We start from the raw sequence: 22,105 nt of genomic DNA on the forward strand, positions 1-22,105 counted from the left end.
CATGACCGTGACACCCCCCAAGCCGGACACCGTCGCCTTCCCCCAGGACCGCACGTGTCCCTACCACCCGCCGGCCTCCTACGATCCGCTGCGCTCGGCGCGGCCACTCTCCCGTGTCTCGCTCTACGACGGGCGGACCGTGTGGGTGGTCACCGGCCAGTCGGTCGCGCGCGACCTGCTCATCGACCCGCGCTTGTCCACCGACCGGGCGAACCGCGCCTTCCCGATGCCCACGGAGCGCTTCGCCCTCTCCCGCAAACGGCGCGTCGCCCTCCTCGGAGTCGACGACCCCGAGCACAACGCCCAGCGCCGCATGCTGATCCCGAGCTTCACCCTCAAGCGGATCACGGCACTGCGGCCCCGCATCCAGGAGACCGTCGACCGGCTCCTCGACGCGATGGTCGAGCAGGGTCCGCCGGCCGACCTGGTGAGCGCGTTCGCGCTGCCCGTGCCGTCGATGGTGATCTGCTCACTGCTCGGGGTGCCCTACGCCGATCACGACTTCTTCGAGGAGCAGTCACGGCGGCTGCTGCGCGGGCCAGACGTGACGGACACGGAGGCCGCGCGCGAGCAGCTCGACGCGTACCTGGGCTCGTTGATCGACCGCAAGCGGCGTGAGCCGGGCGACGGACTGCTCGACGACCTCATCCACCGCGGGCCGGACGAGAAGGAGATCGACCGAGAGGAACTGATCAGCCTCGCCACGATCCTGCTGATCGCGGGGCACGAGACCACGGCGAACATGATCTCGCTCGGCACGTTCACCCTGCTCCGCCATCCGGACCGGCTGGAGGAGCTGCGCTCCGCAGACTCACTGCTGCCCGCCGCGGTCGAGGAACTGCTGCGCTTCCTGTCCATCGCGGACGGCATCCTGCGAGTCGCCACTGAGGACATCGAGGTCGCGGGCGAGACCATCCGGGCGGACGACGGGGTCGTCTTTTCCACCTCGCTCATCAACCGCGACGACGACAGCTTCACGGCCCCCGACTCCCTCGACTGGCACCGTCCCACGCGTCACCACCTCGCGTTCGGCTACGGAGTCCACCAGTGTCTGGGGCAGAACCTGGCACGGGCCGAGATGGAGATCGCGCTGCGGTCGCTGTTCGCGCGGCTGCCGGGGCTGCGCCTCGCGGCGCCCGCCGAGGAGATCCCGTTCAAGCCGGGCGACACGATCCAGGGCATGCTCGAACTCCCAGTCACCTGGTGACCGCCCGAGCCGCCAGATCCGAACCCGGGCGGTGACACCAACCCCCAGGGACTCACGCCTGACAACCGAACCCTGACAACCGAACTCAAGCCGTGAGAGAGGCGCAGACCGTGCGGATCCGGATCGACAAGGACAGCTGTGTGGGTGCGGGCATGTGCGCACTGACGGCGCCGAACGTGTTCACGCAGGACGACGACGGCTTCAGCGAGGTGCTGGAGGGCCGCGACGACGGGGCCGGCGACCCGCTGGCGCGGGAGGCGGCCCGCGCCTGTCCGGTGCGGGCCATCACCGTCGCCGACGACTGAGGTCCCCTGCTCAGGCGGGCGGTACGACGGCCACCGGGCAGGGCGCGTGGTGCATCACGGCGTGCGCGACGGACCCGATGCGGGACCCGACGGCCGAGCGACGGGCGCGGCGGCCCACGACCACCAGCTGGGCCCCCGCACCCGACGCGAGAAGGACCTGGCCGGCGCTGCCGATCTCGACGTGCTCCACCACCGGCACGTCGGGATACCGCGCGCGCAGCGGTTCGAGCGCCTCGCCGAGCGCCTTCCTCTCGTACGGCTCCATGCCGCCGGCCTCGTCGAGCAGCTTCAGTGAGGCGGGGCTGTACGCGTACAGGGCCGGCAGGGTCCACGCGCGGACGACCTTGAGGGTCGCGCCGCGTGCGGACGCGGCGGCGAAGGCGAACTCGAGGACCGCGCGGCTGTCCTCGGGCACGCCCTCCTGGCCGACGACGATCTCGCGGCCCGCCGCCTCCGGTTCGGCGCGGTCGTCGGCCCTGACCAGGACGACGGGCCGCGCCGACTCGGCGATGACCTGCTGCCCGACCGACCCGACGAGGAAGCCGACGAGCGCGCCGTGTCCCCGCGAGCCGAGGACGAGGAACTCCGCGTCCGCGGCGGCTCCGAGGAGCGCGGGAACGGCTGCGTCGGACGGGGACTCGACGGACACCGGCAGCCGGGGGTGACCGCTCGCCACGGCGCGCCCGGCCTCGTCGGCCACACTTCTGGCCCAATCGGCCTGCGCCGCGGCATCGGGCGCGGACGCCGCCACATCCGGCAGCGGGGACCAGGCGTGCAGGAGGCGCAGCCCGTACCCACGGCGGACCGCTTCCCGCGCCGCCCACGCCGCGGCGGCCGAACTCTCCGGCGATCCGTCCACTCCCGCGGTGATCCAGCGGTCCATGCGCCTGCCTCTCCGTCACTGATCAGGTCCCGACCAGTGTGCGTCAGCGAGGCGGACAACACGCCAGAACGCCCTAGGCGCGGCTGCCTGCGGCGCCGGTGGGTGCCGCGACCACGTCGCCGAGGAACTGCGACCAGCCACCCTTGGGTGCCTCTCCGACCTCCAGCGAGCGGAGCCGGTCGAGCACGTTCGGATCCTGGACGTCCAGCCAGTCGACGAACTGCCGGAAGGAGACGAGACGTACGTCCTTCTTGCCGGCGATCTCCTTGAACGCGGCCTCGACGGCGTCCATGTAGATGCCGCCGTTCCAGTCCTCGAAGTGGTTGCCGACGAAGAACGGCGCCCGATTCGTCTCGTACGCCCTCTTGAAGCCTGCGAGGTACGACTCGGTGGCCTGCTGGCGCCAGGCCGCGTAGTTGTAGGACGGCCCTCGCGTGGAGTTCTTCGACTGGTTGGCCAGGATGTTGTAGTCCATCGAGAGGACCTCGAAGGTGTGGCCGGGGAACGGGATGCCCTGGAGCGGCAGGTCCCACAGTCCCTGCCGCTTCCCGGGCCAGCGCTGGACACCGCCGGGCGACGAGGCGTCGTAGCGCCAGCCCAGCTCGCGGGCGGTGGGCAGCAGGTTGTCCTGGCCGAGCAGACAGGGTGTGCGGCCGCCGATGAGCTCCTTGTCGTAGTCGAACGGCAGGGGGTCGTCGTCGTGCCAACCCGTGTTCGTACGCCAGGTCTTGACGAACGAGTTCGCCTGCTCGATCTCGCTGCGCCACTGCGCGGGCGTCCAGTTGGCGACGGACCCGGAGCCGGCGCAGAAGTGGCCGTTGAAATGGGTGCCGATCTCGTGGCCGTCCAGCCAGGCCTGCCGGGTGTACTTCAGCGTCTCCTTGAGGTGCGCGTCGGTGAGGTATCCGATGTCGGAGGCGCCTACGGGGTTGTTGGGCGGGTCGTAGAGGCGCTTCTTCGACTCGGGCAGGAGGTACACGCCCGACAGGAAGAACGTCATGTGGGCGCCGTGGTTCTCGGCCAGTTCGAGGAAGCGCGGGAAGAGACCGTTGCCGACCTCGCCCGCACCGTCCCAGGAGAAGATCACGAACTGCGGCGGCGTCTGGCCGGGTTCGAGGGGGACGGGCGCCTCGGGCTGCCTCGGCTGCTTGCCGGTGTACGCCGTCGAACCGTCACCGATCAGCTGGGGCGCGGCCTTCCTGCCCGGGTGGGCGCCCCGGTCTGGCTGGCGGCCGGGGCCCGCGGGCGGTCGGTCCGCGTCCTTGCCCGTTCCGCATCCGGCGAGACCCGCGGCAGCGGCGCCCAGGCCGATCCCGAGTCCCAGACCCACGGCTCCCCTGCGGGTGATCTCACTCATCGGCATCCCAACCCGCGTCCGCGAGGGACGCGTTGCGCAGCCCCCTGACAACACACGCACCATAAATCGGCTAAACCGACAAATAGTCCATTTAGGTCGGCGCGGCGGGCAAAGCGCCGCCTAAAGCGCCGGCCGGGCCGGAGCCCGCAGGCCGGGAGGGGGTCCGATGTCGGGTCAGCTCGCGTCGGGGTCGCCGACGACCTTCCCCGGGTTGAACAGGTCCAGCGGGTCAAGGGTGTTCTTCACCGCGCGCTGCACCGCGCAGACCTCGGGGCCGAGTTCCTGCCGCATGCCGCCCCGCTTGAGCAGGCCGACGCCGTGTTCCCCGGTGACCGTGCCGCCCGCGGCGATCGCCGCGCCGAGCAGCTCCTCGAACGCGGCCTGCGCCGCACGGCGCGCCTCGGCGTCGCCGGGCGGGGTGATCAGGAGCGGGTGGAGGTTGCCGTCCCCCGCGTGCGCGATGGTCGCGATCCGCACCCCGTGCCGCTGCCCGATCTCCTCGACGGTGGCAAGCATGGCGGGCACGGCCGAGCGGGGTACGCAGATGTCCTCGGTCAGCACGGGGCCCAGACGTTCGAGGGCCGGGTAGGCGAGCCTGCGGACGTCGAACAGGGCCTCGGCCTCGACGGCGTCGGTGGACTGTTCGGCCCAGAGCGCTCCCGCGTCCGTGAACGCCTCGGCGACCGCGGCCGCCTCCGCCGCGCCCGCGTCACCCGGCGCGTCGATCCGTGCCAGGAGCAGCGCGGCGGCGCCGGGTTCGATCCCGAGGTGCTTCCAGTCCTCGACGGCCTGCATGCAATGCCGGTCGAGGAGTTCCAGGGCGGCGGGCTGGAGGCCGCGCCGGGTGCACAGCGCGACGGCGGCGCCCGCCGCGACGAGGCCGTCGAAGGCGCCGACGACGGTGCGGGGTTCGGCGGCGGGCGCGGGACGAAGCCGTAGCGTGATCTCGGTGATCACTCCGAAGGTGCCTTCCGAGCCGACGAACAGGCCGGTCAGGTCGTAGCCGCTGACACCCTTCGTGGTGCGCCGGCCGAACCGGACGCGGCTGCCGTACTCGCCCGCGGGCCCGCCCATCACGGCTTCGAGGCCGATCACGTAGTCGCGGGTAACGCCGTACTTGAGGCAGCACAGGCCGCCGGCGTTCGTCGACACGTTGCCGCCGATGGTCGACCAGGGGGCGCTGGCCGGGTCCGGCGGGTACCAGAGGCCGTGCTCGGCGACGGCCGCCTTCAGGTCGTTGTTGACGACGCCGGGCTGTACGACGGCGAGCAGGTTCTCGGTGTCGATCTCCAGGATGCGGTTCATCCTCGACAGGTCGAGGACCAGGCAGCCGTCGGTGGCGTTCGCGCCGCCCGAGAGCCCGGTTCCGGCACCGCGGGTCACGACGGGTACGGACAGCGCGGCACAGGCGCGCACCACCTGCTGCACTTCGCCGGCGTCCGTCACCCGGACCGCCGCGAGCGCCCGGCCCACCGGCGCCCATTCCGCGTCGTCGTGGCTGAGCCCGGACAGCACGTCGCCGTCCTCGATCAGCGTGAGGCCCGGCAGCGCCTTGGCCAGGTCGTTCAGGAGCTCGCGGTCGGGTGCCGTGTCGATGTCGTCGTCTCCTCGCGCGAGAACCGTTCGATTACGGTCGCAGTCTAAAGACGGCCTTGATCCACTTCCCGACCGGCACCCGCTCCACGATGACCTCGGTGGCGAGGGCGTGGACTATCTCGAGACCGTGCCCGCCGATGCGCGCCGGGTCCTTGACGAAGAGGCGGGGCACGGCGGCGCTGCTGTCGTAGACGGTGACGGCCACTTCGTCCTTCGATCCCTCGAGATCGAGGACGTACGGACCGTGGCTGTGACGGTCCGCGTTGGTGACGAGCTCGCTGACCAGGAGCAGCAGATCACCGCGGGACCTGGCGTCGATCAGGGCGCACCACTCGGACCGCAGCTGTTCGAGGAACACCTCGGCGAAGGCGCGCGCGTCTGCGATGCAGCCCGGCTCTCCGGTGTACTGCGTCGCCCGGCGCAGTGGCTCGGCGGCAGCACCGGTCGGCATCAAGGCTCCGTCCAGGTACTCGGTCATGCGGTTCTCTCAATGGAATCGATCGGCACAGTAACTCCCCTGCAGACCTCCTGATACCCAGTGGCGCGCGCGGCAGTCATAACCGGCCGGAACGGGCGGCAGGGCATGCCGCCCGTTCCGGTCCGGTCACGCGGTGCGCGAGGTCAGCAGCTCATTTTCCACGTATGGGAGTCGCCGCTGTCGTTGCCCCAGCTGTCGGAGGCGATCTCCTGGCCCGGGGCGAGGCAGACAGTGCCGAGACCGACGAGGCCCGGGTTCTCGTAGACCTGCACGTGATCCTTGATGCCGGGGCCCGAAATGCCATGGTTCGCCCAGGAGGAGTCCTGGTCCTGGATGGGGTCCTCCCAGTCGTGGTCGTCGCCCGACCAGTTGGTGCGCTGACCGCCGAAGTTCGCGTCCGTCCAGGCACAGAACTGGCCGCTGGGGCACGAGGCGCCGAAGGCGGAGGACGAGGTGGCGACGGCGCCGCCGAAGGCGAGGGCGACGGCCGCGAGGAGCGCGGCGGAGTTCTTGATGATCACTGCGTCTCTTTCTCTTGCTGCTGAATCGGCTGTTGCTGCTTCTGCTGCTTCTGGTGGGCGAGGAGGCTCCTCGCGCGGTTCAGGGCGTGCTCCCGAAGGCGCTCCCAGTCCGCGACTTCGGTGCGGTGTCCGGCCCGTACCGAGGCGAGGCTGGTCTTGCGGTAGGCCGCTTCGGGCTTGAGGTTGTTGACGACGGTCGAGACCTGGAACCAGCGGCGCTGGTCGCCGTAGAGGGCGCGCTGTGCCGAGGCCAGGCAGCCGTCGGTGTGGGCGCGCACGGAGTATCCGGTCGGCAGCCTCAGGGAGAGTTCCGTGCGTCCGGCGCCGAAGAGGGCGTCGGCCAGGTGTTCCTCCTGAGCCTGCGTGCCGGGCCGTCTGCCGGGGCGCGGCGGCGTGAGTCCCTGCGCGGTGAGGCAGCGGTCGGTCAGGAGCTGGGTGGCTGCCTTGACGGTGTCGTCCGGGGAGAGTGCGGGCCCGGGGTCCCGGGCCGCGCAGCCGGTGACGAGCAGCCCGGCCAGGGACAGCGGGCCGAGCACGGTGAACACCAGGAACGGCCGTGCCCAGGGGCGCGGTCGGTGGGTCATCGGCGGATCAGCCCGCTTCGCATCCCATCTTGTTGTCGCTGACGCCGTCGAACTTGGTGGCCCATGCCTCCCAGTTCTCGTCGTAGTCGTCCTTGCGGATCTCGCGGTAGAGGCAGCTGTTACCCGGCCCGTAGCTGATCGCATAGACGGTGCCGTCGACGCGGGAGTCGAAGGAGTAGGCGTGGCGCTGAGTGCCGTTCTCCGCCTCGGCGTAGCCGGGTGGCGCGTAACACCAGGCCTGGCCGTGCTGGCCCGCCTCGGTCCAGAAGCAGACCTGTCCAGGGCCCGCGGCGCGCGCGGAACCGGCCGGCGCGGTGGCGACGGCGGTCGGGGCGGCGAGGGTCAGCGCGGCGGCGACGCCGACGAGAGCGGTGGTGAGCAAGACAGTGCTGCGGTGCATTCGAGCGGCTCCGAAAGTGTGGTGACGGCGCTGTGCAGGACCACAATCCCCCGGCGTTTGTGCAGGTAAGCGCGGCGCCACCCGTACCGGCTACTAGTCATATCGACGCCGCGTCGATCATGGGTGGGGAACGAGCGCGGCCCTGGACGCGCGGGTGCGCTGCATCCGCAGGGCGTCGACCGACTCGGCGAGGAACTCGTATTCCGTGGTGTCGTCGCGAGTGATCAGCCGGACGAGTTTCCCGTCGGCGAGTTCCTCGGCCACTTGTTCCTGCCGCTCGCTATCGCCGCACCAGTCACGCAGCGCGCCCGGCACATCGGGGACGGTGTCGGCGACCGGTGCAATGGCGTGTTCGGGGAAATGCGGATTGCCGGGGCGCGGATCGAGCCGTTCGGCTATCCAGGAAGCGCGGTCGCGCAGCCACCACATCGCGAGCGGCAGAGTGGGCGCGCGATACGTTCCGAGCGGTACGCCGACGCGCCGACCGCCGCAGATTCCGTACGCGGTGACATGGCACAGGAATTCCTCGTGCACGTTCTCCCCCGTCGCGTCGTTCGCCGCCCTGCAGGCCTCACTTTCATTCCGTGCGATGTGCGTGATCCGTGTGGGTGCGCCGGGCCGGACCGGCGGAGTGATCTATTTGTCGGGCATCATTCAACTTCCTCAGAAGACGAGTATCGACACTTCCGACGCGCTGTCACCATGCCTTTCTGGCCAGTCTCCTGGCATATTCAGAGCGCCGAATGGCCGGAAGGGAACGGGTGCGCGGGTGTGAAATCCCCGCCATCGAGGAAGCAGCACGTCATGCACTCCAAGGACGTTCTCACCGACGCATTCGGACGGGTCCACGAAACGGTTCACTCGGCGGTGGAAGATCTTTCCGCCGAGGAACTCAACACCCGCCTCAATGACGACTCGAACTCGATCGCGTGGCTGATCTGGCACCTCTCACGCGTGCAGGACGATCACATCTCCGACGCTTTCCGCACCGATCAGGTCTGGCTCGCCGACGGCTGGGCCGACCGCTTCGATCTCGCCCTGCCGCCCTCCGACACGGGATACGGCCACAGCGACAAGCAAGTGGCCAAGGTGCAGGTCCCGTCGGCCGATCTGCTGCTCGGCTACTTCGACGCCGTGCACGAGCGCACCCTCTCCCACGTGGCAGGACTGACCGACGCCGACCTGGACCAGGTGATCGACGACACCTGGTCGCCGCCGGTCAGGCTGGGCGTGCGGCTGGTGAGCGTCATCTCGGACGATCTCCAGCACTCGGGACAGGCCGCCTATGTCCGCGGGATTCTCGAGCGCCTCTGAGACCCGGCGCGCGCCCCGTGTGAACCGGACGCACCCAGTCACTGCGTTCGCACGCTTCCAGCCATCGGAACGACGCAGTCCACTACGAGGGGAACCCCGCACAGGATTGACGGCTCCTGCGCGGAGGGGCCGCCGGCCACTCCCTACCCACGCCCAGGCCGGCGGCCCCGTTCACCCACTCACCGGCGTCAGCTCCCGAGCCGCTCCTCGAGCCGGATCGTGACGCGGTCCCCCGCCTCCTTGCCGATCGCCTTGCGCACCTCGGCCTTGACGGGCAGCTTGTGCCGCCCGTCCCCCAGAGCCATGAAAGAGCTCCGGAACGGATGCCCGTCGACCGTGCCCCTGACCTTGACCAGACCGCGCGTCCCGAAGAAGGCGGCCGATCCGGGCCATACGACATAGGTCCAGCCGCCTTCGTTCGGACTCTTCTCCAGGACGGCGCTGAACTCCTCGTTCAGGGTGCTGGACGTGCTCATCTCTGCCTCCTCGGGGTCCTCCGTCACCACTGAAGACCTTCCGCGCGCGCGGAACTCATCGCACCCGGAGCGCTCCGACAGCCCTCCCCGGCACGGTTGAGGTCTTGACAACTCGATTGGTCTGGACCAGCTTTGGGCCCTACAGCGGTGGCCACCGTTCACTCCCGCCCCCTTCTCTCCCCCACCGGAGGCAGTAAGTGGACCGTGCACGCAGATGGATCAAGGGCGCACTGGCCGTCACCGCGGCCGCGGCGCTCGGCGGCACCGCTCTGGCGACCACGGCGCAGGCCGCCGACATCAACGTCGCCAAGAACGCCGGGTTCGAATCGGACCTGAGCAACTGGACGTGCTCCCCCGGCACCGGTTCCGTGGTCGGCTCTCCCGTGCACGGCGGCGCCAAGGCGCTCAAGGGCACCCCGACCGCGCAGGACACCGCCCAGTGTTCCCAGGCCGTAGCGGTCAAGCCCAACTCGACGTACACACTGAGCTCCTGGGTCCAGGGCAGTTACGTGTACCTCGGCGCGAGCGGCACCGGCACCACCGACGTGTCGACGTGGACACCGGGATCCTCCGGCTGGCAGCAGTTGAGCACCACGTTCACGACCGGCGCGAACACGACGTCCGTGACCGTCTACACGCACGGCTGGTACGGGCAGAGCGCGTACTACGCTGACGACGTGAGCGTGCTCGGTCCCGACGGCGGCGGTGGCGGCGGCGATCCCGTCGTCATCCCGGCGGTCCCCGCGGGACTCGCGGCGGGCACCGCGACGTCCTCGTCGGTCGACCTCTCCTGGAACCCGGTCTCCGGCGCCACCGGCTACAACGTGTACCGCGACGGCGCGAAGGTCGCCTCCGTCGGCGGCGCGTCCGCCACCGTCACCGGACTCGCCGCCGCCACCTCGTACAGCTTCCAGGTCAGCGCGACCAACTCGGCCGGTGAGTCCGCGAAGTCGGCGGCCGTCACCGCCAGGACCGCGACCTCCGGGGGCGGTGGCGGCGGCACCGTGCCCAAGCACGCGGTGACCGGCTACTGGCAGAACTTCAACAACGGCGCGACCGTGCAGAAGCTGCGGGACGTCCCCTCGCAGTACGACATCATCGCGGTGTCCTTCGCCGACGCGACCAGCACGCCGGGGCAGATCTCCTTCACGCTCGACCCCGCCGTCGGATACGCGTCGGCCGCCGACTTCAAGGCCGACATCGCCGCGAAGCAGGCCGCGGGCAAGTCCGTGATCCTGTCGGTCGGCGGCGAGAAGGGCAGTGTGTCCGTCAACAGTGACGCCTCGGCCACCGCGTTCGCCGACAGCGCCTACTCCCTGATGCAGCAGTACGGGTTCGACGGCGTCGACATCGACCTCGAGAACGGCCTCAACTCCACCTATATGTCGAAGGCCCTGCACCAGCTCGCCGCGAAGGCCGGCGCGAAGCTGGTCCTCACGATGGCGCCGCAGACCATCGACATGCAGTCCACGTCAGGTGAGTACTTCAAGACGGCGCTGAACGTGAAGGACATCCTCACGGTCGTCAACATGCAGTACTACAACAGCGGTTCGATGCTGGGCTGCGACGGCAAGGTGTACAGCCAGGGATCGGTCGACTTCCTGACCGCGCTGGCCTGCATCCAGCTGGAGGGCGGTCTCGACCCGTCGCAGGTCGGCCTCGGCGTCCCGGCGTCGACGCGTGGCGCCGGCAGTGGCTACGTGGACCCGTCGGTCGTCAACAACGCGCTCGACTGCCTGACGCGCGGCACCGGCTGCGGCTCCTTCAAGCCCGCGAGGACCTATCCGGGACTGCGGGGCGCGATGACCTGGTCCACGAACTGGGACGCGACGGCGGGCAACTCCTGGTCGAACAGCGTGGGCCCCAAGGTGCATTCACTCCCGTAAGCACGCTGCGGCCTGTACGGCGGCACTCAGTTCAGCAGCTGCCACAGGGGCGTAGGCCGGGTCCTCCGTGGGATGCCGCGCGATCGTCTCGTGGGTGCCGCGCTCGTACGCCCCGGTCTCCCAGCCCCCGCCGGGGTCCTCGCGCACATAGAGGAATCGGTGGGGGTGAGGGACGGTTCGTGGACGCCCTCGATCCAGTAGTGGGCCGGGGGCACGGCGGCCTGCCGCAGAGCGTGCTCCAGCGCGTGCCGGTCCACGAGACCGTCCTTCTGGCCCGATCTCGCTCACGCGGGCTCGAGGTAGTCGTGTTCCAGGAGCCACTTCACGTTGAGGCGCCGGCCCTCACCGGGGTTGAGGAACACCTGGTCGAGCTTGATCTGCCGGCCGCCGCCGGGCTGCTAGAACCAGGGAGCGATCGAGCCCTGCCACACGAAGAACGGCTTGGCGACCTCGTAGACGTGATAGTCACACGCGTGGGCGGGCTCACGAGTGTTGAGGTTCTGCGGGGGCAGCGCCCGCTTCTCGTACGCGTCCCCGGCGGGCGCCAGGTAGGAGCCGTACTCCGAGCCGAACCCGTCGAGGGTCTGCCCGGGGGGGGCAGCTCGGTGGGGCGGCGGTCGACCTGGCCGTCGGTCTCGGTGAATCCGTCGTTCGGCGGGCACTTCCAGCTGCCGGAGTCGGCCGCCCCCTCCCAGTACTTCTTCAGGAACGCCGCGGTCGTCTCCTCGATGCTTCGACGGATCGCCAGGTTCGCATGCACACAGTGATCATGTGGACACTGGGGGAGACTACGGCGATCTTCGGCTGTGGCGGCGGCATCCGGCCACCACGCCTTTCACCCCGTCATGAAGACGCGACGCCCCGCCGCAAAGACGCCACACGCGGTACGCGGGCGAGTCAGCCCGCCATGAAGACGAGGGTGCCGTCCGGGAGCCGTGCCTCGATCCGGGCGCCGTGTTCCACGGTCCGGCTGACGGTGCAGTACTTCTCGTGGGTCAGGCGCACGCCGCGGGCGAAGGCGTCGTCCGCCCGCATGTCGCCCTCGGGCAGCTCCAGTTCGTAGCTGACGCGGACCGCGCCGACGCGGCCGTCGTCCTCGGGGCGTGACACGGACTCCACGACGATGCGCAGCCCCTCGTGTTCGACGGTGCGGGCCGTGCGGTCGGTGACGAGGCCGCCGCAGCCGCCCAGCGCGGCGAGGAGCAGCTCGACCGGGGTGAACGACGGCTGCACGTCGGGGTCTTCGGCGGCGCCGATGCGCACCTCGGCGCCGCGGTCGTTGCGTGCGGTCCAGTCGCGGAAGCCGTTGCGGACGGTCTCGATGCGGTAGTCGGCCATGTCGGGTGGTTCTCCCTCGCTGCGGTCGTCCGGTCCTGCTCGTCCCCGGCACCGTACGGGCGAGGGGGCGCGGGGCGGCGCAGGCCGGACCGTCGGACGGGCATGAACGCCCGCTCGGTCGCGTCAGGGAGTGGGCAGGCGCCCGCCGCAGCGGGCGCAGAAGGCCGCCGCGGCATCCTCGGAGACCCGGCCGCAGGCGGGGCAGATCCGGCTGAGCAGGCAGGCCGGTTCACCGCCCTCGCGGGCCGGGGGCCTCGCGATGGACAGGCCGGGGCGTCTGCGGTGGGCGGTGAGGTAGGCGAGACCGTCTGCGCCGGCCGTCACGGAACGCCGTTCGCCGCGCGCGACGAACACCAGGGCGCCGGGCGTGAGTTGCTCCTCCGTGTCGGCGTGCCGGAGCGACCCCTCACCTTCGAGGACGACGAGCAGGACGTCGAGGTCCGGCTCGACGTGCTCGGCGACGGCGGTGCCCGGCCGCAGCCGGACGAGGTTCGCGTCGAGCTGCCGTGCCGCGCCGTCGAGCTTCCACAGGGCGCCCGTCCGGGACTCGTCCGCGGTGCGCAGCACGTCCGCAAGTGACACTCGGCCCGACGGCATGGCTCTTCCTTCATCGGTCGGTTTCATCGGTTGGTACGTCGTGGACTCCGCAGCCTACGGCGTGCGTGAGGGCATCCCCAACGACTGTCAACTGACGGTTGACACCCTTCTACTGTCAACCTAAGGTTGTCACATGACGGAATCTGCGGAGCCAGTAGGCATGACCACACCCGTACGCCTCGACGACCTGATCGACGCCATCAAGAAGGTCCACACCGACGCACTCGACCAGCTCTCCGACGCCGTGATCGCCGCCGACCACCTCGGCGATGTCGCGGACCATCTGATCGGCCACTTCGTGGACCAGGCGCGCCGCTCCGGGGCGTCCTGGACCGACATCGGCAGGAGCATGGGGGTCACCCGGCAGGCCGCCCAGAAGCGGTTCGTGCCCAAGGCCTCCGGCGAGGTCGGTGACCTCGATCCCAGCTCCGGCTTCGGCCGCTACACCCCGCGGGCACGCAACGTCGTGATGTCCGCGCAGAACGAGGCCCAGGCCGCCGGCAACGACGAGATCCGGCCCGAACACCTCGTCCTCGGCCTCCTCGCCGAGCCCGAGGGGCTCGCCGCGCAGGCCATCCGCGCGCAGGGCGTGCTCCTCGACACCGTCCGGCAGAACGCGACGGCCACGCTGCCCCCGGCCGTCTCCGACGTGCCCGGCCTCGTCAAGTTCGACGCGAACGCGAAGAAGGCCCTGGAGCTGACCTTCCGCGAGGCGTTGCGCCTGGGCCACAACTACATCGGTACGGAGCACATCCTGCTGGCCCTCCTGGAACAGGAGAACGGCTCGGGCACCCTCGCCGAGTCGGGCATCGACAAGGCCGCGTCGGAGGCGCACATCGCGCAGATGCTGGCCGCGATCGTCAAGGAGCGGGCGAAGGGGGAGTCCTGACGGACCGTCCGCCGATCGGGTGTCCCGGAGTGCTCGCGGCACTTCGGGACACCTTTGCCGTCCTGCGTCGCGCGCGGTCCTGATGGGAGAATGCCCCCATGACTGAGCGCGCAGGAACCCAGGCCCGGCCGGAGGACCTCGTCGACATCGATGAACTCGTCGACGCGTATTTCACCAAGGTCCCCGACGTGGACCGCCCCGAGCAGCGCGTCGTCTTCGGCACGAGCGGGCACCGAGGCTCCAGCCTGGACGGCGCGTTCAACGAACGGCACATCGCGGCGATCACGCAGGCCATCGTCGAGTACCGCACGGCCGAGGGCATCACGGGCCCGCTGTTCATCGGGCCCGACACCCACGCCCTCTCGCGCCCCGCGCTCGACACGGCACTCGGCGTCCTCGCGGCGAACGGCGTACGCGTCTTCGCCGACGTCCACGACGGCTACGTGCCGACCCCCGCGCTCAGCCACGCCATCCTGCGCTGGAACAGCACCGCGTCCGACGAGCTCGGCCAGGCGGACGGCATCGTCATCACGCCGAGCCACAACCCGCCGCGCGACGGCGGCTTCAAGTACAACCCGCCCCACGGCGGCCCCGCCGACTCCACCGCGACGTCCTGGATCGCGCGCCGCGCCAACGAGCTGCTCGCCGACGGCAATCGGGATGTGCGCACCACGAAGGACGTGACTCCGGAGACGTACGACTTCCGTGAGCGGTACGTCGAGGAGCTGAGCACCGTCATCGACACCGACGCCATCCGGGCGTCGGGGCTGCGCATCGGCGCGGACCCGCTCGGCGGGGCGAGTGTGCACTACTGGGCGCGGATCGCCGAGATGTACGGACTCGACCTGACGGTGGTCAACCCCGAGGTGGACCCGACCTGGCAGTTCATGACGCTCGACTGGGACGGCAAGATCCGGATGGATCCCTCGTCGGCCCCCGCGATGGCGTCCGTCCTCGCGAAGCGGCACGACTACGACCTGCTGACGGGGAACGACGCGGACGCCGACCGGCACGGCATCGTCACGCCCGACGCCGGGCTCATGAACCCGAACCACTATCTCGCCGTCGCGATCCACTACCTGGCGACGCACCGCACCGGCTGGCGGTCCGACGCCGCGATCGGCAAGACGCTGGTGTCGAGCGCCGTCATCGACCGGATCGTCGCGTCCCTCGGCCGCGAACTGCTCGAAGTCCCCGTCGGATTCAAGTGGTTCGTGCCGGGACTCGTCGACGGGTCGGTCGCCTTCGGCGGCGAGGAGAGCGCGGGCGCGAGCTTCGTACGCAAGGACGGCGGTGTCTGGACGACCGACAAGGACGGCATCCTGCTCGCTCTGCTCGCGGCCGAGATCACCGCGGTGACCGGGAAGACCCCGTCGCAGTACTACGCCGAACTCGCCGCGGAGCACGGCTCGTCGTCGTACGCGCGCGTGGACGCGAAAGCGACCAAGCAGCAGAAGGCCCGCCTCGCCGAGCTCAGCGGCGACGCGATCACCGCGGACACCCTCGCGGGCGAGCCCATCACGGGACGGCTCAGCCACGCGCCGGGCAACGGCGCCGCGATCGGCGGCGTGAAGGTCACCACGGAGAACGCCTGGTTCGCCGCACGGCCGAGCGGCACGGAGGACGTGTACAAGATCTACGCCGAGTCGTTCCGCGGCCCGGACCACCTGGCCCAGGTGCAGACGGAGGCGCAGTCGATCGTGGACGCGGCGCTCGCGAAGGACTGACGGAACATGGGCGGCAGCGCGCGGGACGCTCGCCCGAGCGCTGCCGCCCACGTCTTGCGGTGTACGACTACTCCGCGGCCGTCGCCTCCGCGAGGCCCGGCACCTCGGCGACGCTGTCCAGCACGTAGGTGTGCGGGTGCAGTTCGAGCTCCGTGCGCGGGAGCTGGCCGGTGAGGACACCGACGACGATGCCCGCGCCCGCGTGGTGCCCCGCCTGGAGGTCGACCGCGGTGTCGCCCGCGACGAGCACCTTGCGGACGTCCACGACGCCGGTCTTCTCCATCGCCCGGTGGATCATGTACGGGGCGGGACGGCCGCGGACGACCTCGTCGGCGGTGACGACCGCGTCGAGGTTGCCGCCCTCACCCGTGGCCCAGCCGAGCGACGCGAGCAGTGGCAGGGCGACGTCAGCGCTGAACCCGGTGGTCAGGGCGACCTTGATGCCCCGGGCGCGCAGTTCGGTGAGGGCCTTGTCGGCCTGGGCTACGGGCTGCGGCGGGACCTCTTCGTAGCGCTCCTTCAGGAACGCGCGGAAGACGCCGTACTGCCGCTCGACCAGCTCCGCGTCGGGGGTGCCGCCGCCGAGGCGGACCAGCGCGTCGATGGCTTCGCGCTTGTCCGTACCCATCCACGTCTGGAGGTCCTGCGGGTCCACCGTCACGCCGGTCGACTCGACGGCGTGGCGCAGCGCCTCGTACACCGCGCCGTGCTCCTCGATCGTGGTGCCTGCCATGTCGAAGACGGCGAGTTCAATCACTGGGGTTCTCCTCGTCAGTGCGGTACCGGCCGACGACGGTGCGTCCCTCGGCGGTGTTCTCGATGGTGAAGTTGGCGAGTGCGGGAAGATAGCGGTCGTCGGCGTACTCCAGGGGCACGCCGTCCCGTGAGAACGCCAACCGCCTTACGCGCAGCAGGGGTTCGCCTGGCTCGATGCCGAGGAGCGACGCGTCCTGTGTGTCGGCGGCGATGGCGTCGATGGTGTGGCGGGCGTGGTGCAGGTCGACATCGCGGCCGCACAGGGCCTCGTAGATCGAGCCCGCGTCGGGGTCCATGTCGAACAGGTGCCGGCCGACGTGGAGGACGAACGTGGAGCGTTCGACCATGACCGGCACGCCGTCCAGGTGGCGCAGCCGGACCAGGTCGACCACGGGTTCACCCTCGTCGAGGCCGAGCCGTGCGGCGGCCTCAGGGGAGGCCCGGCGGCGGGCGACCTCGACGGTCAGCTGACCGGGTTCGCGGCCGATGGACCTGGCCCACTGGGTGAACGACATGAGCGACGCGAAGGGCTGCGACGGGGCCGCCTTTCTGGCGACGGGCGGCTTGCCCCGGCCGCCCACGAGATGCCCGTCCGACCGCAGTATCGACAAGGCCTGCCTGACCGGCCCGCGGGAGGTCCCGAACTCTTCGCAGAGCTGGGATTCGCTCGGTACCGGCTCGCCCTCCGGCCACTCACCGGACTCGATGCGCCGCAGGAACTCGGCGCCGAGCTGCTCATGGAGCGGCACACCCTTACTTGTCTTCACAAGACGACTATCGCAGCTCGACCCGCCTCTCCTCAAGGCCCGTGCGTGGCCAGTACGGGGCCGCTCGATGACGTTTCGGGGTCACCCACCCCTGCTCCGGGGCACGGAAGGTAAACAGACGGAAAACTTGTACACACAAGTCTTGCCCCATGCGCCCGAGGGCTCGCACGCTGCCAACCATGAGCATCACAACAGCGCCCTCGTCCGCCCCTTCGCCCGCCGCCGACCTCCCCGGCGGCCGCAGCGACCTGGTCATCGTCGGTGCCGGGGTCGTCGGCCTCGCCCACGCCTTCGAGGCCGCCCGGCGTGGCCTGACCGTCACGGTCATCGAGCGGGACTGGCAGCCCGTAGGCGCTTCGGTACGCAACTTCGGGCACTGCTGCATCACGGCACAGCGCGGCGACCTGCTGGAACTCGCCTACCGCTCGCGGGCGGGGTGGCTGGAGGCCGCGAAGAGCTCGGGCCTGTGGGCCAAGGAGGCCGGCGCCCTCGTGGTGGCGAGGTCGGAGGCGGAACTCGCGGTCCTGGAGGAGCTGCGCGAGGAGCGCGGCGCGGACACCGTCCGGCTGCGGACCCGCGAGGAGGTCGCGGGCGAGCTCGGCCGGGGCGCCGACGCCGGTGACATCGTGGGCGGCGCCTTCCTCCCCGACGACCTGCGCGTCAACCCCCGCGAGGCCGCCCCGGACCTGGCCGCATGGCTGTCCATACAGCCCAACGTCACCGTGGTGTGGGGCACGAACGTGAACGGCGTCGAGGAGGGCACCGTCCACACCGGCCGTGGCCCGGTCCACAGCGACCGGATCCTCGTCTGCGTGGGCCACGACCTGGACCGCCTGTACCCCACGGCGGCGGAGGAGCACGGCATCGAGCGCTGCCGGCTCACCATGGCGCGGGTCACGGCGCCCGATGCCTTCCGTACGGACGCGGCGATCCTGACCGCGACGTCCATGCTGCGCTACGACGCCTTCACGGCCATGCCGTCCGGGCCGAGGCTGCGCGAGGAGGTCATCGGCCACAGCCCCGAGCTGCTCGACGTCGTCGCGAACGTCATGTTCACCCGCCTGCCCGACGGCACGGTCCTGGTCGGGGACTCCCACGCCTACGGGCGGACCACGACCCCGTTCGAGGACGAGCCGACGGCGCAGCTGCTGCTCGACTCGGCGGCCGAGGTCCTCGGAGCCGGCGACCTGCGGGTGACGGAACGCTGGCAGGGCGTCTACGCGAGCAGTGGCCGCGGCCCGCTCCTGGTCCGGGACGTGGCACCCGGCGTGCGGGCCATCTCGGTCACCTCGGGGATCGGCATGACGCTCTCGTTCGGTCTCGCCGCCGCCACGTTCGACGAGTCCCTGGCCGCGACGGCCTGACCACCCGCCGCGGACAAGATCCCGGCCACCGCCCCTCCACCGCGGCACAGAGGGCAGCCCGCGCCGCGAGCACGTCTCGCGGCGCGGGGCCCGGCACTGCGTAGCACTGCGGCACGTCACCCCCGCATCCATCGCTCACCAGGCACCGAGGACAAGGAGACCACCATGCCCGACGGCACCCGGCCAGGGGTCGCGCCCGACCCGCTCCGGTCCCCCGCGGCAGACCCCGCTTCCGTCCGGCTCTCGCAGCGCTGGCGCTGGCAGATCTTCGCCGTCACCTGGATCGCGTACGCGGGCTTCTACTTCGTCCGGCAGGCGTTCTCGGTCGCCAAGCTCGGCATTCTGGACGACCCCGCGGTCAACCACACCTTCACGTCCCACACGCTCGGACTGATCGACGCCGTGTATCTCGCGGCGTACGCGGTGGGGCAGTTCGCGTGGGGCTCGTGGGCGGACCGGTTCGGGCCGCGGGTCGTCGTGATCGGCGGGATGACCGGCGCGGTGGTCGCGTCGGCGGTCATCGGCCTGAGCACCTCGCTCGTGGTGTTCGGCGTCGCGATGGCCGTGCAGGGGCTCGCGCAGTCGACGGGCTGGGCCCCGCTGTGCAAGAACGTAACCAGTTTCGTGCCGGTGAAGGAGCGGGGCCGGATCCTCGGTCTGTGGTGCACGAACTACGCGTTCGGCGGCCTCGCGGCGCCGCCCTTCCTCGGCTGGTGGGCGTACTCGGTCTTCGACAGCTGGCACGCGGCGTTCCTGGCCGGGTCGGCGACGCTGGCCGTCGTGCTCGCGCTGTTCGTCGTCCTCCAGCGCAACGAGCCCGCGGACGCGGGTCTCCCCCGGCCCGACGCCCAGGAGGCGACGGCCGAGTCCGGCGCCGTGTCCGGGCCGGCCGAGGCGCCGCTCACCTCCCGCGAGATCTACCGCGAGATCCTGCGCAACCGGATGGTTCTCACGCTCAGCGCCGCGTACTTCCTGCTCAAGCCCGCCCGGTACGCGCTCCTGCTGTGGGGCCCGGTGATCGTCAGTGAACGGCTGCCCGAGGTGGGCAAGTTGGGGGCCACGCTGATCCCGGTGGCGTTCGGCGTGGCCGGCGTGCTCGCGCCGATGACGGTCGGCTGGATCTCCGACCGCCTGTTCTCCTCCCGGCGCGTCCCGCCGTGCGTCCTCTCGCTCGGTCTGCTGACGGTGATGCTCGCGGCGTTCGTGCCCCTCACCGCGACGGGCAGCACCTGCACGATGGTCGGCGTCCTGGCCGTGATCGGCTTCGGTCTCTACGCCGCCGACGCCCTGATCGCGGGCGTCGCGGCCGTCGACTCGGGAGGCCAGGCCGGGGCGGGCACCGCCACCGGTTTCGTCAACGGCTGCGGCTCCGTCGGCGCGATCCTCGGCGGCCTGCTCCCGGGCTTCCTCTCGACCACTGTGCTCTTCTACGGCTTCGCCGCCGCCGCGGCACTCGCGGGAGTGGTCATGCTGCCGCACTGGAACCGGACGGCCGTGACGGCCTGAGGACCGGGGGGCCCGGCCCGGGGTTGATCAAGTTTTTGCCCTTGGCCGGATCCCGCCCGGCCGGCCCGCCCGCATTCCGGCAATGACCGGCGCGCCGCCGCGATTTGCGATGGGGACCGTTCCACCCTGTCAAGCAAAGAGCGGCCGAAACCGTCGGGTCACCGGCCTCCACCGGGTTATCGGCGCGTTGACCGTACACAGCGCCATGTCACACGCTCGACATATAGGTGCTGGATACAACTGATTCGGCGCCGGAACGGCATGCAGGAGGAACGTATGTGTGGCATCACCGGCTGGGTCTCCTTCGATCGCGACCTGCGCGCTTCGGCCGACACATTGGATGCGATGACGCAGACGATGGAGTGCCGAGGCCCGGACGACCGCGGCACGTGGACCGACGGGCCCGCGGCGCTCGGCCACCGCAGGCTCGCGATCATCGACCTGCCGGGCGGGCGTCAGCCGATGACCGCCGAGACGCCGCGCGGCACCGTCGCGCTCGTGTACTCCGGCGAGACGTACAACTACACGGAACTCCGCAGCGAACTGACCGGACGCGGGCACAGGTTCACCACCGACTCCGACACCGAGGTCGTGCTGCGCGGCTACCTGGAGTGGGGCGAGGAGCTGGCCGAGCGCCTGAACGGCATGTACGCGTTCGCCGTCTGGGACGGCCGCGAGAACAAGCTCGTGATGATCAGGGACCGCATGGGCATCAAGCCCTTCTATTTCTACGAGACTCCCGACGGCGTCCTGTTCGGGTCCGAGCCCAAGGCGATCCTCGCCAATCCGCTCGCGAAGTCGCGGGTGACGCTCGACGGCCTGCGGGAGCTCTTCACCATCGTGAAGACCCCGGGCCATGCTGTCTGGGACGGGATGCACGAGGTGGAGCCGGGCACCGTCGTGACCGTCGACCGCGGCGGACTACGGCAGCGGGCGTACTGGACGCTGCGGACCCGCCCGCACACCGACGACCGCGACACCTCGATCGCGACCGTGCGCTCGCTCCTCGACGACATCGTGCGGCGCCAGCTCGTCTCCGACGTGCCGCGCTGCACGCTGCTGTCCGGCGGCCTCGACTCGTCCGCCATGACGGCGATCGCCGCGCGGCAGCTCGGTGAACAGGGCGAGACCGTACGCAGCTTCGCCGTGGACTTCGTCGGCCAGACGGAGAACTTCGTCGCCGACGAGATGCGCGGCACGCCCGACGCCCCGTACGTGCACGACGTGGCGAAGGCCGCCGGCACCGACCACCGCGACATCGTCCTCGACTCGAACGAGCTGGCCGACCCGGAGGTCCGGGCCCGGGTGATCCGGGCCCGTGACATCCCCGCGGGCTTCGGCGACATGGACGCGTCGCTCTATCTGCTGTTCCGGGCGATCAGGAAGCACTCGACGGTCGCCCTGTCGGGCGAGTCCGCGGACGAGGTGTTCGGCGGCTACCTCCAGTTCTTCGACGAGGAGGCGCGCACTGCCGATACGTTCCCCTGGCTGGTGCGCATGTCCCAGCACTTCGGCGACGACTCCAACGTCCTGCGCGACGACCTGGCCGGCGCCCTCGACCTGGACGGTTATGTCCGCCGCAGCTACGCCGATGCCGTGCGCGGCATCCGACGCCTGGACGGCGAGAGCGACTTCGAGTACCGGATGCGCCGGATGTGCCATCTGCACCTGACCCGGTTCGTGCGGATCCTGCTCGACCGCAAGGACCGCGCGAGCATGGCCGTCGGCCTGGAGGTGCGCGTCCCCTTCTGCGACCACCGCCTCGTCGAGTACGTGTACAACACGCCCTGGTCGCTGAAGTCGTTCGACGGCCGCGAGAAGAGCCTGCTGCGCGAGGCGACCGCCGACGTGCTGCCGAAGTCGGTCTACGACCGGGTGAAGAGCCCGTATCCGTCGACGCAGGACCCGAAGTACGCCGTGGCACTCCAGAACCAGGCGAAGGATCTGCTCGCCCGGCCCTCGCACCGGGTGTTCGACCTGGTCGACCGGGCGCGGGTGACGCGGGCCGCGCACCGTGACGTACCGCAGACCGAGCAGGCGTCGCGGCGCGGGCTCGAACGCACGCTGGACCTCGCGCTCTGGCTCGACATGTACAGCCCTGAACTGGTCCTTTCCTGAGTTCGGTCCGCCCCGGCGGCAGCGCGCGGCGTCGGC

Annotated in this window: 22 protein-coding genes and 2 pseudogenes; 9 read left to right on the forward strand and 15 right to left on the reverse strand. The window is 70.6% G+C overall.

Going from position 1 to position 22,105, the window contains the following annotated elements; all coding sequences use genetic code 11:
• Position 1 precedes the first annotated feature (1 nt).
• Both OG456_RS43405 and OG456_RS43410 read left to right on the forward strand, forming a co-directional pair.
• Complete coding sequence (locus tag OG456_RS43405; RefSeq protein ID WP_266570790.1) at positions 2-1,207, forward strand: cytochrome P450; 1,206 nt, start codon at positions 2-4, stop codon at positions 1,205-1,207.
• Between the two features lie 110 nt (positions 1,208-1,317).
• Complete coding sequence (locus tag OG456_RS43410) at positions 1,318-1,512, forward strand: ferredoxin (RefSeq protein ID WP_266570791.1); 195 nt, start codon at positions 1,318-1,320, stop codon at positions 1,510-1,512.
• Positions 1,513-1,522: 10 nt separating this feature from the next.
• Here the strand turns inward: OG456_RS43410 and OG456_RS43415 are convergent, their stop codons facing one another.
• From OG456_RS43415 to OG456_RS43450, 8 genes are all read right to left on the reverse strand, one after another.
• Entirely contained in the window at positions 1,523-2,395 is an 873-nt protein-coding gene (locus OG456_RS43415; protein WP_266570601.1) for a universal stress protein, read from the reverse strand.
• Positions 2,396-2,468: 73 nt separating this feature from the next.
• Entirely contained in the window at positions 2,469-3,752 is a 1,284-nt protein-coding gene (locus OG456_RS43420; protein ID WP_266570602.1) for a hypothetical protein, read from the reverse strand.
• Positions 3,753-3,926: 174 nt separating this feature from the next.
• Complete coding sequence (locus tag OG456_RS43425) at positions 3,927-5,267, reverse strand: FAD-binding oxidoreductase (protein WP_266570603.1); 1,341 nt, start codon at positions 5,265-5,267, stop codon at positions 3,927-3,929.
• Between the two features lie 112 nt (positions 5,268-5,379).
• Entirely contained in the window at positions 5,380-5,826 is a 447-nt protein-coding gene (locus OG456_RS43430) for an ATP-binding protein (RefSeq protein WP_266570605.1), read from the reverse strand.
• A 143-nt stretch (positions 5,827-5,969) separates the two neighbouring features.
• Positions 5,970-6,341 (reverse strand): peptidase inhibitor family I36 protein, encoded by a 372-nt coding sequence (locus tag OG456_RS43435; RefSeq protein WP_266570792.1) that lies wholly within the window; start codon positions 6,339-6,341, stop codon positions 5,970-5,972.
• A 2-nt stretch (positions 6,342-6,343) separates the two neighbouring features.
• The gene (locus tag OG456_RS43440) at positions 6,344-6,931 is read right to left on the reverse strand and encodes a hypothetical protein (protein WP_266570606.1); all 588 of its coding nucleotides are present in this window, start codon (positions 6,929-6,931) and stop codon (positions 6,344-6,346) included.
• A 7-nt stretch (positions 6,932-6,938) separates the two neighbouring features.
• Positions 6,939-7,331 (reverse strand): hypothetical protein, encoded by a 393-nt coding sequence (locus OG456_RS43445; protein ID WP_266570607.1) that lies wholly within the window; start codon positions 7,329-7,331, stop codon positions 6,939-6,941.
• Positions 7,332-7,448: 117 nt separating this feature from the next.
• Positions 7,449-7,865, reverse strand: a complete 417-nt coding sequence (locus tag OG456_RS43450; protein ID WP_266570608.1) for a hypothetical protein — start codon at positions 7,863-7,865, stop codon at positions 7,449-7,451.
• A 270-nt stretch (positions 7,866-8,135) separates the two neighbouring features.
• Here OG456_RS43450 and OG456_RS43455 point away from each other — a divergent pair, with 270 nt between their 5' ends.
• Positions 8,136-8,645: a DinB family protein gene (locus tag OG456_RS43455; RefSeq protein WP_266570609.1), complete on the forward strand. Its 510-nt coding sequence runs from the start codon at positions 8,136-8,138 to the stop codon at positions 8,643-8,645.
• 188 nt (positions 8,646-8,833) lie between these two features.
• On the opposite strand, the gene OG456_RS43460 is transcribed toward OG456_RS43455, so the two are convergent.
• Positions 8,834-9,121 (reverse strand): DUF1905 domain-containing protein, encoded by a 288-nt coding sequence (locus OG456_RS43460; protein ID WP_266570610.1) that lies wholly within the window; start codon positions 9,119-9,121, stop codon positions 8,834-8,836.
• 197 nt (positions 9,122-9,318) lie between these two features.
• Between OG456_RS43460 and OG456_RS43465 the strand changes: the two genes are divergently transcribed.
• Positions 9,319-11,007 carry a glycoside hydrolase family 18 protein gene (locus OG456_RS43465; RefSeq protein WP_323136448.1) on the forward strand — a complete coding sequence of 563 codons (1,689 nt, stop codon included), beginning with the start codon at positions 9,319-9,321 and terminating at the stop codon, positions 11,005-11,007.
• On the opposite strand, the pseudogene OG456_RS43470 reads toward OG456_RS43465, so the two are convergent.
• The 4 genes and pseudogenes from OG456_RS43470 to OG456_RS43485 all read right to left on the reverse strand — a co-directional run bounded on the left by OG456_RS43470 (position 10,996) and on the right by OG456_RS43485 (position 12,942).
• Positions 10,996-11,264, reverse strand: a pseudogene (locus OG456_RS43470) (hypothetical protein). The gene OG456_RS43465 and the pseudogene OG456_RS43470 sit on opposite strands and share 12 nt — an antisense overlap.
• Positions 11,265-11,291: 27 nt before the next feature.
• A pseudogene (locus OG456_RS43475) lies at positions 11,292-11,743 on the reverse strand (TNT domain-containing protein); the annotation flags it as partial.
• Between the two features lie 161 nt (positions 11,744-11,904).
• On the reverse strand, positions 11,905-12,345 hold the full coding sequence (locus tag OG456_RS43480) for an OsmC family protein (protein ID WP_266570611.1): 441 nt from the start codon (positions 12,343-12,345) through the stop codon (positions 11,905-11,907).
• 123 nt (positions 12,346-12,468) lie between these two features.
• Entirely contained in the window at positions 12,469-12,942 is a 474-nt protein-coding gene (locus OG456_RS43485; protein WP_266570612.1) for a cupin domain-containing protein, read from the reverse strand.
• Between the two features lie 160 nt (positions 12,943-13,102).
• Here OG456_RS43485 and OG456_RS43490 point away from each other — a divergent pair, with 160 nt between their 5' ends.
• Both OG456_RS43490 and pgm read left to right on the forward strand, forming a co-directional pair.
• A complete protein-coding gene (locus tag OG456_RS43490; protein ID WP_266570613.1) occupies positions 13,103-13,831 on the forward strand; it encodes a Clp protease N-terminal domain-containing protein in 729 nt (242 codons plus the stop codon).
• Positions 13,832-13,929: 98 nt separating this feature from the next.
• On the forward strand, positions 13,930-15,558 hold the full coding sequence (gene pgm / locus OG456_RS43495; RefSeq protein ID WP_266570614.1) for a phosphoglucomutase (alpha-D-glucose-1,6-bisphosphate-dependent): 1,629 nt from the start codon (positions 13,930-13,932) through the stop codon (positions 15,556-15,558).
• 67 nt (positions 15,559-15,625) lie between these two features.
• On the opposite strand, the gene OG456_RS43500 is transcribed toward pgm, so the two are convergent.
• Positions 15,626-16,315: a phosphonatase-like hydrolase gene (locus tag OG456_RS43500; RefSeq protein ID WP_266570615.1), complete on the reverse strand. Its 690-nt coding sequence runs from the start codon at positions 16,313-16,315 to the stop codon at positions 15,626-15,628.
• Positions 16,308-17,081, reverse strand: coding sequence for a GntR family transcriptional regulator (locus OG456_RS43505; RefSeq protein WP_266570616.1), 774 nt, complete (start codon positions 17,079-17,081; stop codon positions 16,308-16,310). Before OG456_RS43505 ends, OG456_RS43500 begins: the two co-directional genes overlap by 8 nt.
• 179 nt (positions 17,082-17,260) lie before the next feature.
• On the opposite strand from OG456_RS43505, the gene OG456_RS43510 reads away from it, so the two are divergent.
• From OG456_RS43510 to asnB, 3 genes are all read left to right on the forward strand, one after another.
• Positions 17,261-18,445 (forward strand): TIGR03364 family FAD-dependent oxidoreductase, encoded by a 1,185-nt coding sequence (locus tag OG456_RS43510; protein WP_266570617.1) that lies wholly within the window; start codon positions 17,261-17,263, stop codon positions 18,443-18,445.
• 165 nt (positions 18,446-18,610) lie between these two features.
• Positions 18,611-19,951, forward strand: coding sequence for an MFS transporter (locus OG456_RS43515; RefSeq protein ID WP_266570618.1), 1,341 nt, complete (start codon positions 18,611-18,613; stop codon positions 19,949-19,951).
• A 276-nt stretch (positions 19,952-20,227) separates the two neighbouring features.
• On the forward strand, positions 20,228-22,069 hold the full coding sequence (gene asnB, locus OG456_RS43520; RefSeq protein WP_266570619.1) for an asparagine synthase (glutamine-hydrolyzing): 1,842 nt from the start codon (positions 20,228-20,230) through the stop codon (positions 22,067-22,069).
• Positions 22,070-22,105 lie beyond the last annotated feature (36 nt).

The organism is Streptomyces sp. NBC_01446 (assembly GCF_026340095.1).
GTDB lineage: Bacteria > Actinomycetota > Actinomycetes > Streptomycetales > Streptomycetaceae > Streptomyces > Streptomyces aureus.

Bases quoted from the DNA above. Each gene is read 5' to 3' on its own strand.
- OG456_RS43405 (WP_266570790.1), top strand. From the start codon at position 2: ATGACCGTGACACCCCCCAAGCCGGACACCGTCGCCTTCCCCCAGGAC.
- OG456_RS43460 (WP_266570610.1), bottom strand. From the start codon at position 9,121: ATGAGCACGTCCAGCACCCTGAACGAGGAGTTCAGCGCCGTCCTGGAG.
- OG456_RS43490 (WP_266570613.1), top strand. From the start codon at position 13,103: ATGACCACACCCGTACGCCTCGACGACCTGATCGACGCCATCAAGAAG.
- OG456_RS43455 (WP_266570609.1), top strand. From the start codon at position 8,136: ATGCACTCCAAGGACGTTCTCACCGACGCATTCGGACGGGTCCACGAA.
- OG456_RS43515 (WP_266570618.1), top strand. From the start codon at position 18,611: ATGCCCGACGGCACCCGGCCAGGGGTCGCGCCCGACCCGCTCCGGTCC.
- OG456_RS43420 (WP_266570602.1), bottom strand. From the start codon at position 3,752: ATGAGTGAGATCACCCGCAGGGGAGCCGTGGGTCTGGGACTCGGGATC.
- OG456_RS43480 (WP_266570611.1), bottom strand. From the start codon at position 12,345: ATGGCCGACTACCGCATCGAGACCGTCCGCAACGGCTTCCGCGACTGG.
- OG456_RS43430 (WP_266570605.1), bottom strand. From the start codon at position 5,826: ATGACCGAGTACCTGGACGGAGCCTTGATGCCGACCGGTGCTGCCGCC.
- OG456_RS43415 (WP_266570601.1), bottom strand. From the start codon at position 2,395: ATGGACCGCTGGATCACCGCGGGAGTGGACGGATCGCCGGAGAGTTCG.
- OG456_RS43485 (WP_266570612.1), bottom strand. From the start codon at position 12,942: ATGCCGTCGGGCCGAGTGTCACTTGCGGACGTGCTGCGCACCGCGGAC.
- OG456_RS43510 (WP_266570617.1), top strand. From the start codon at position 17,261: ATGAGCATCACAACAGCGCCCTCGTCCGCCCCTTCGCCCGCCGCCGAC.
- pgm (WP_266570614.1), top strand. From the start codon at position 13,930: ATGACTGAGCGCGCAGGAACCCAGGCCCGGCCGGAGGACCTCGTCGAC.
- OG456_RS43440 (WP_266570606.1), bottom strand. From the start codon at position 6,931: ATGACCCACCGACCGCGCCCCTGGGCACGGCCGTTCCTGGTGTTCACC.
- OG456_RS43445 (WP_266570607.1), bottom strand. From the start codon at position 7,331: ATGCACCGCAGCACTGTCTTGCTCACCACCGCTCTCGTCGGCGTCGCC.
- asnB (WP_266570619.1), top strand. From the start codon at position 20,228: ATGTGTGGCATCACCGGCTGGGTCTCCTTCGATCGCGACCTGCGCGCT.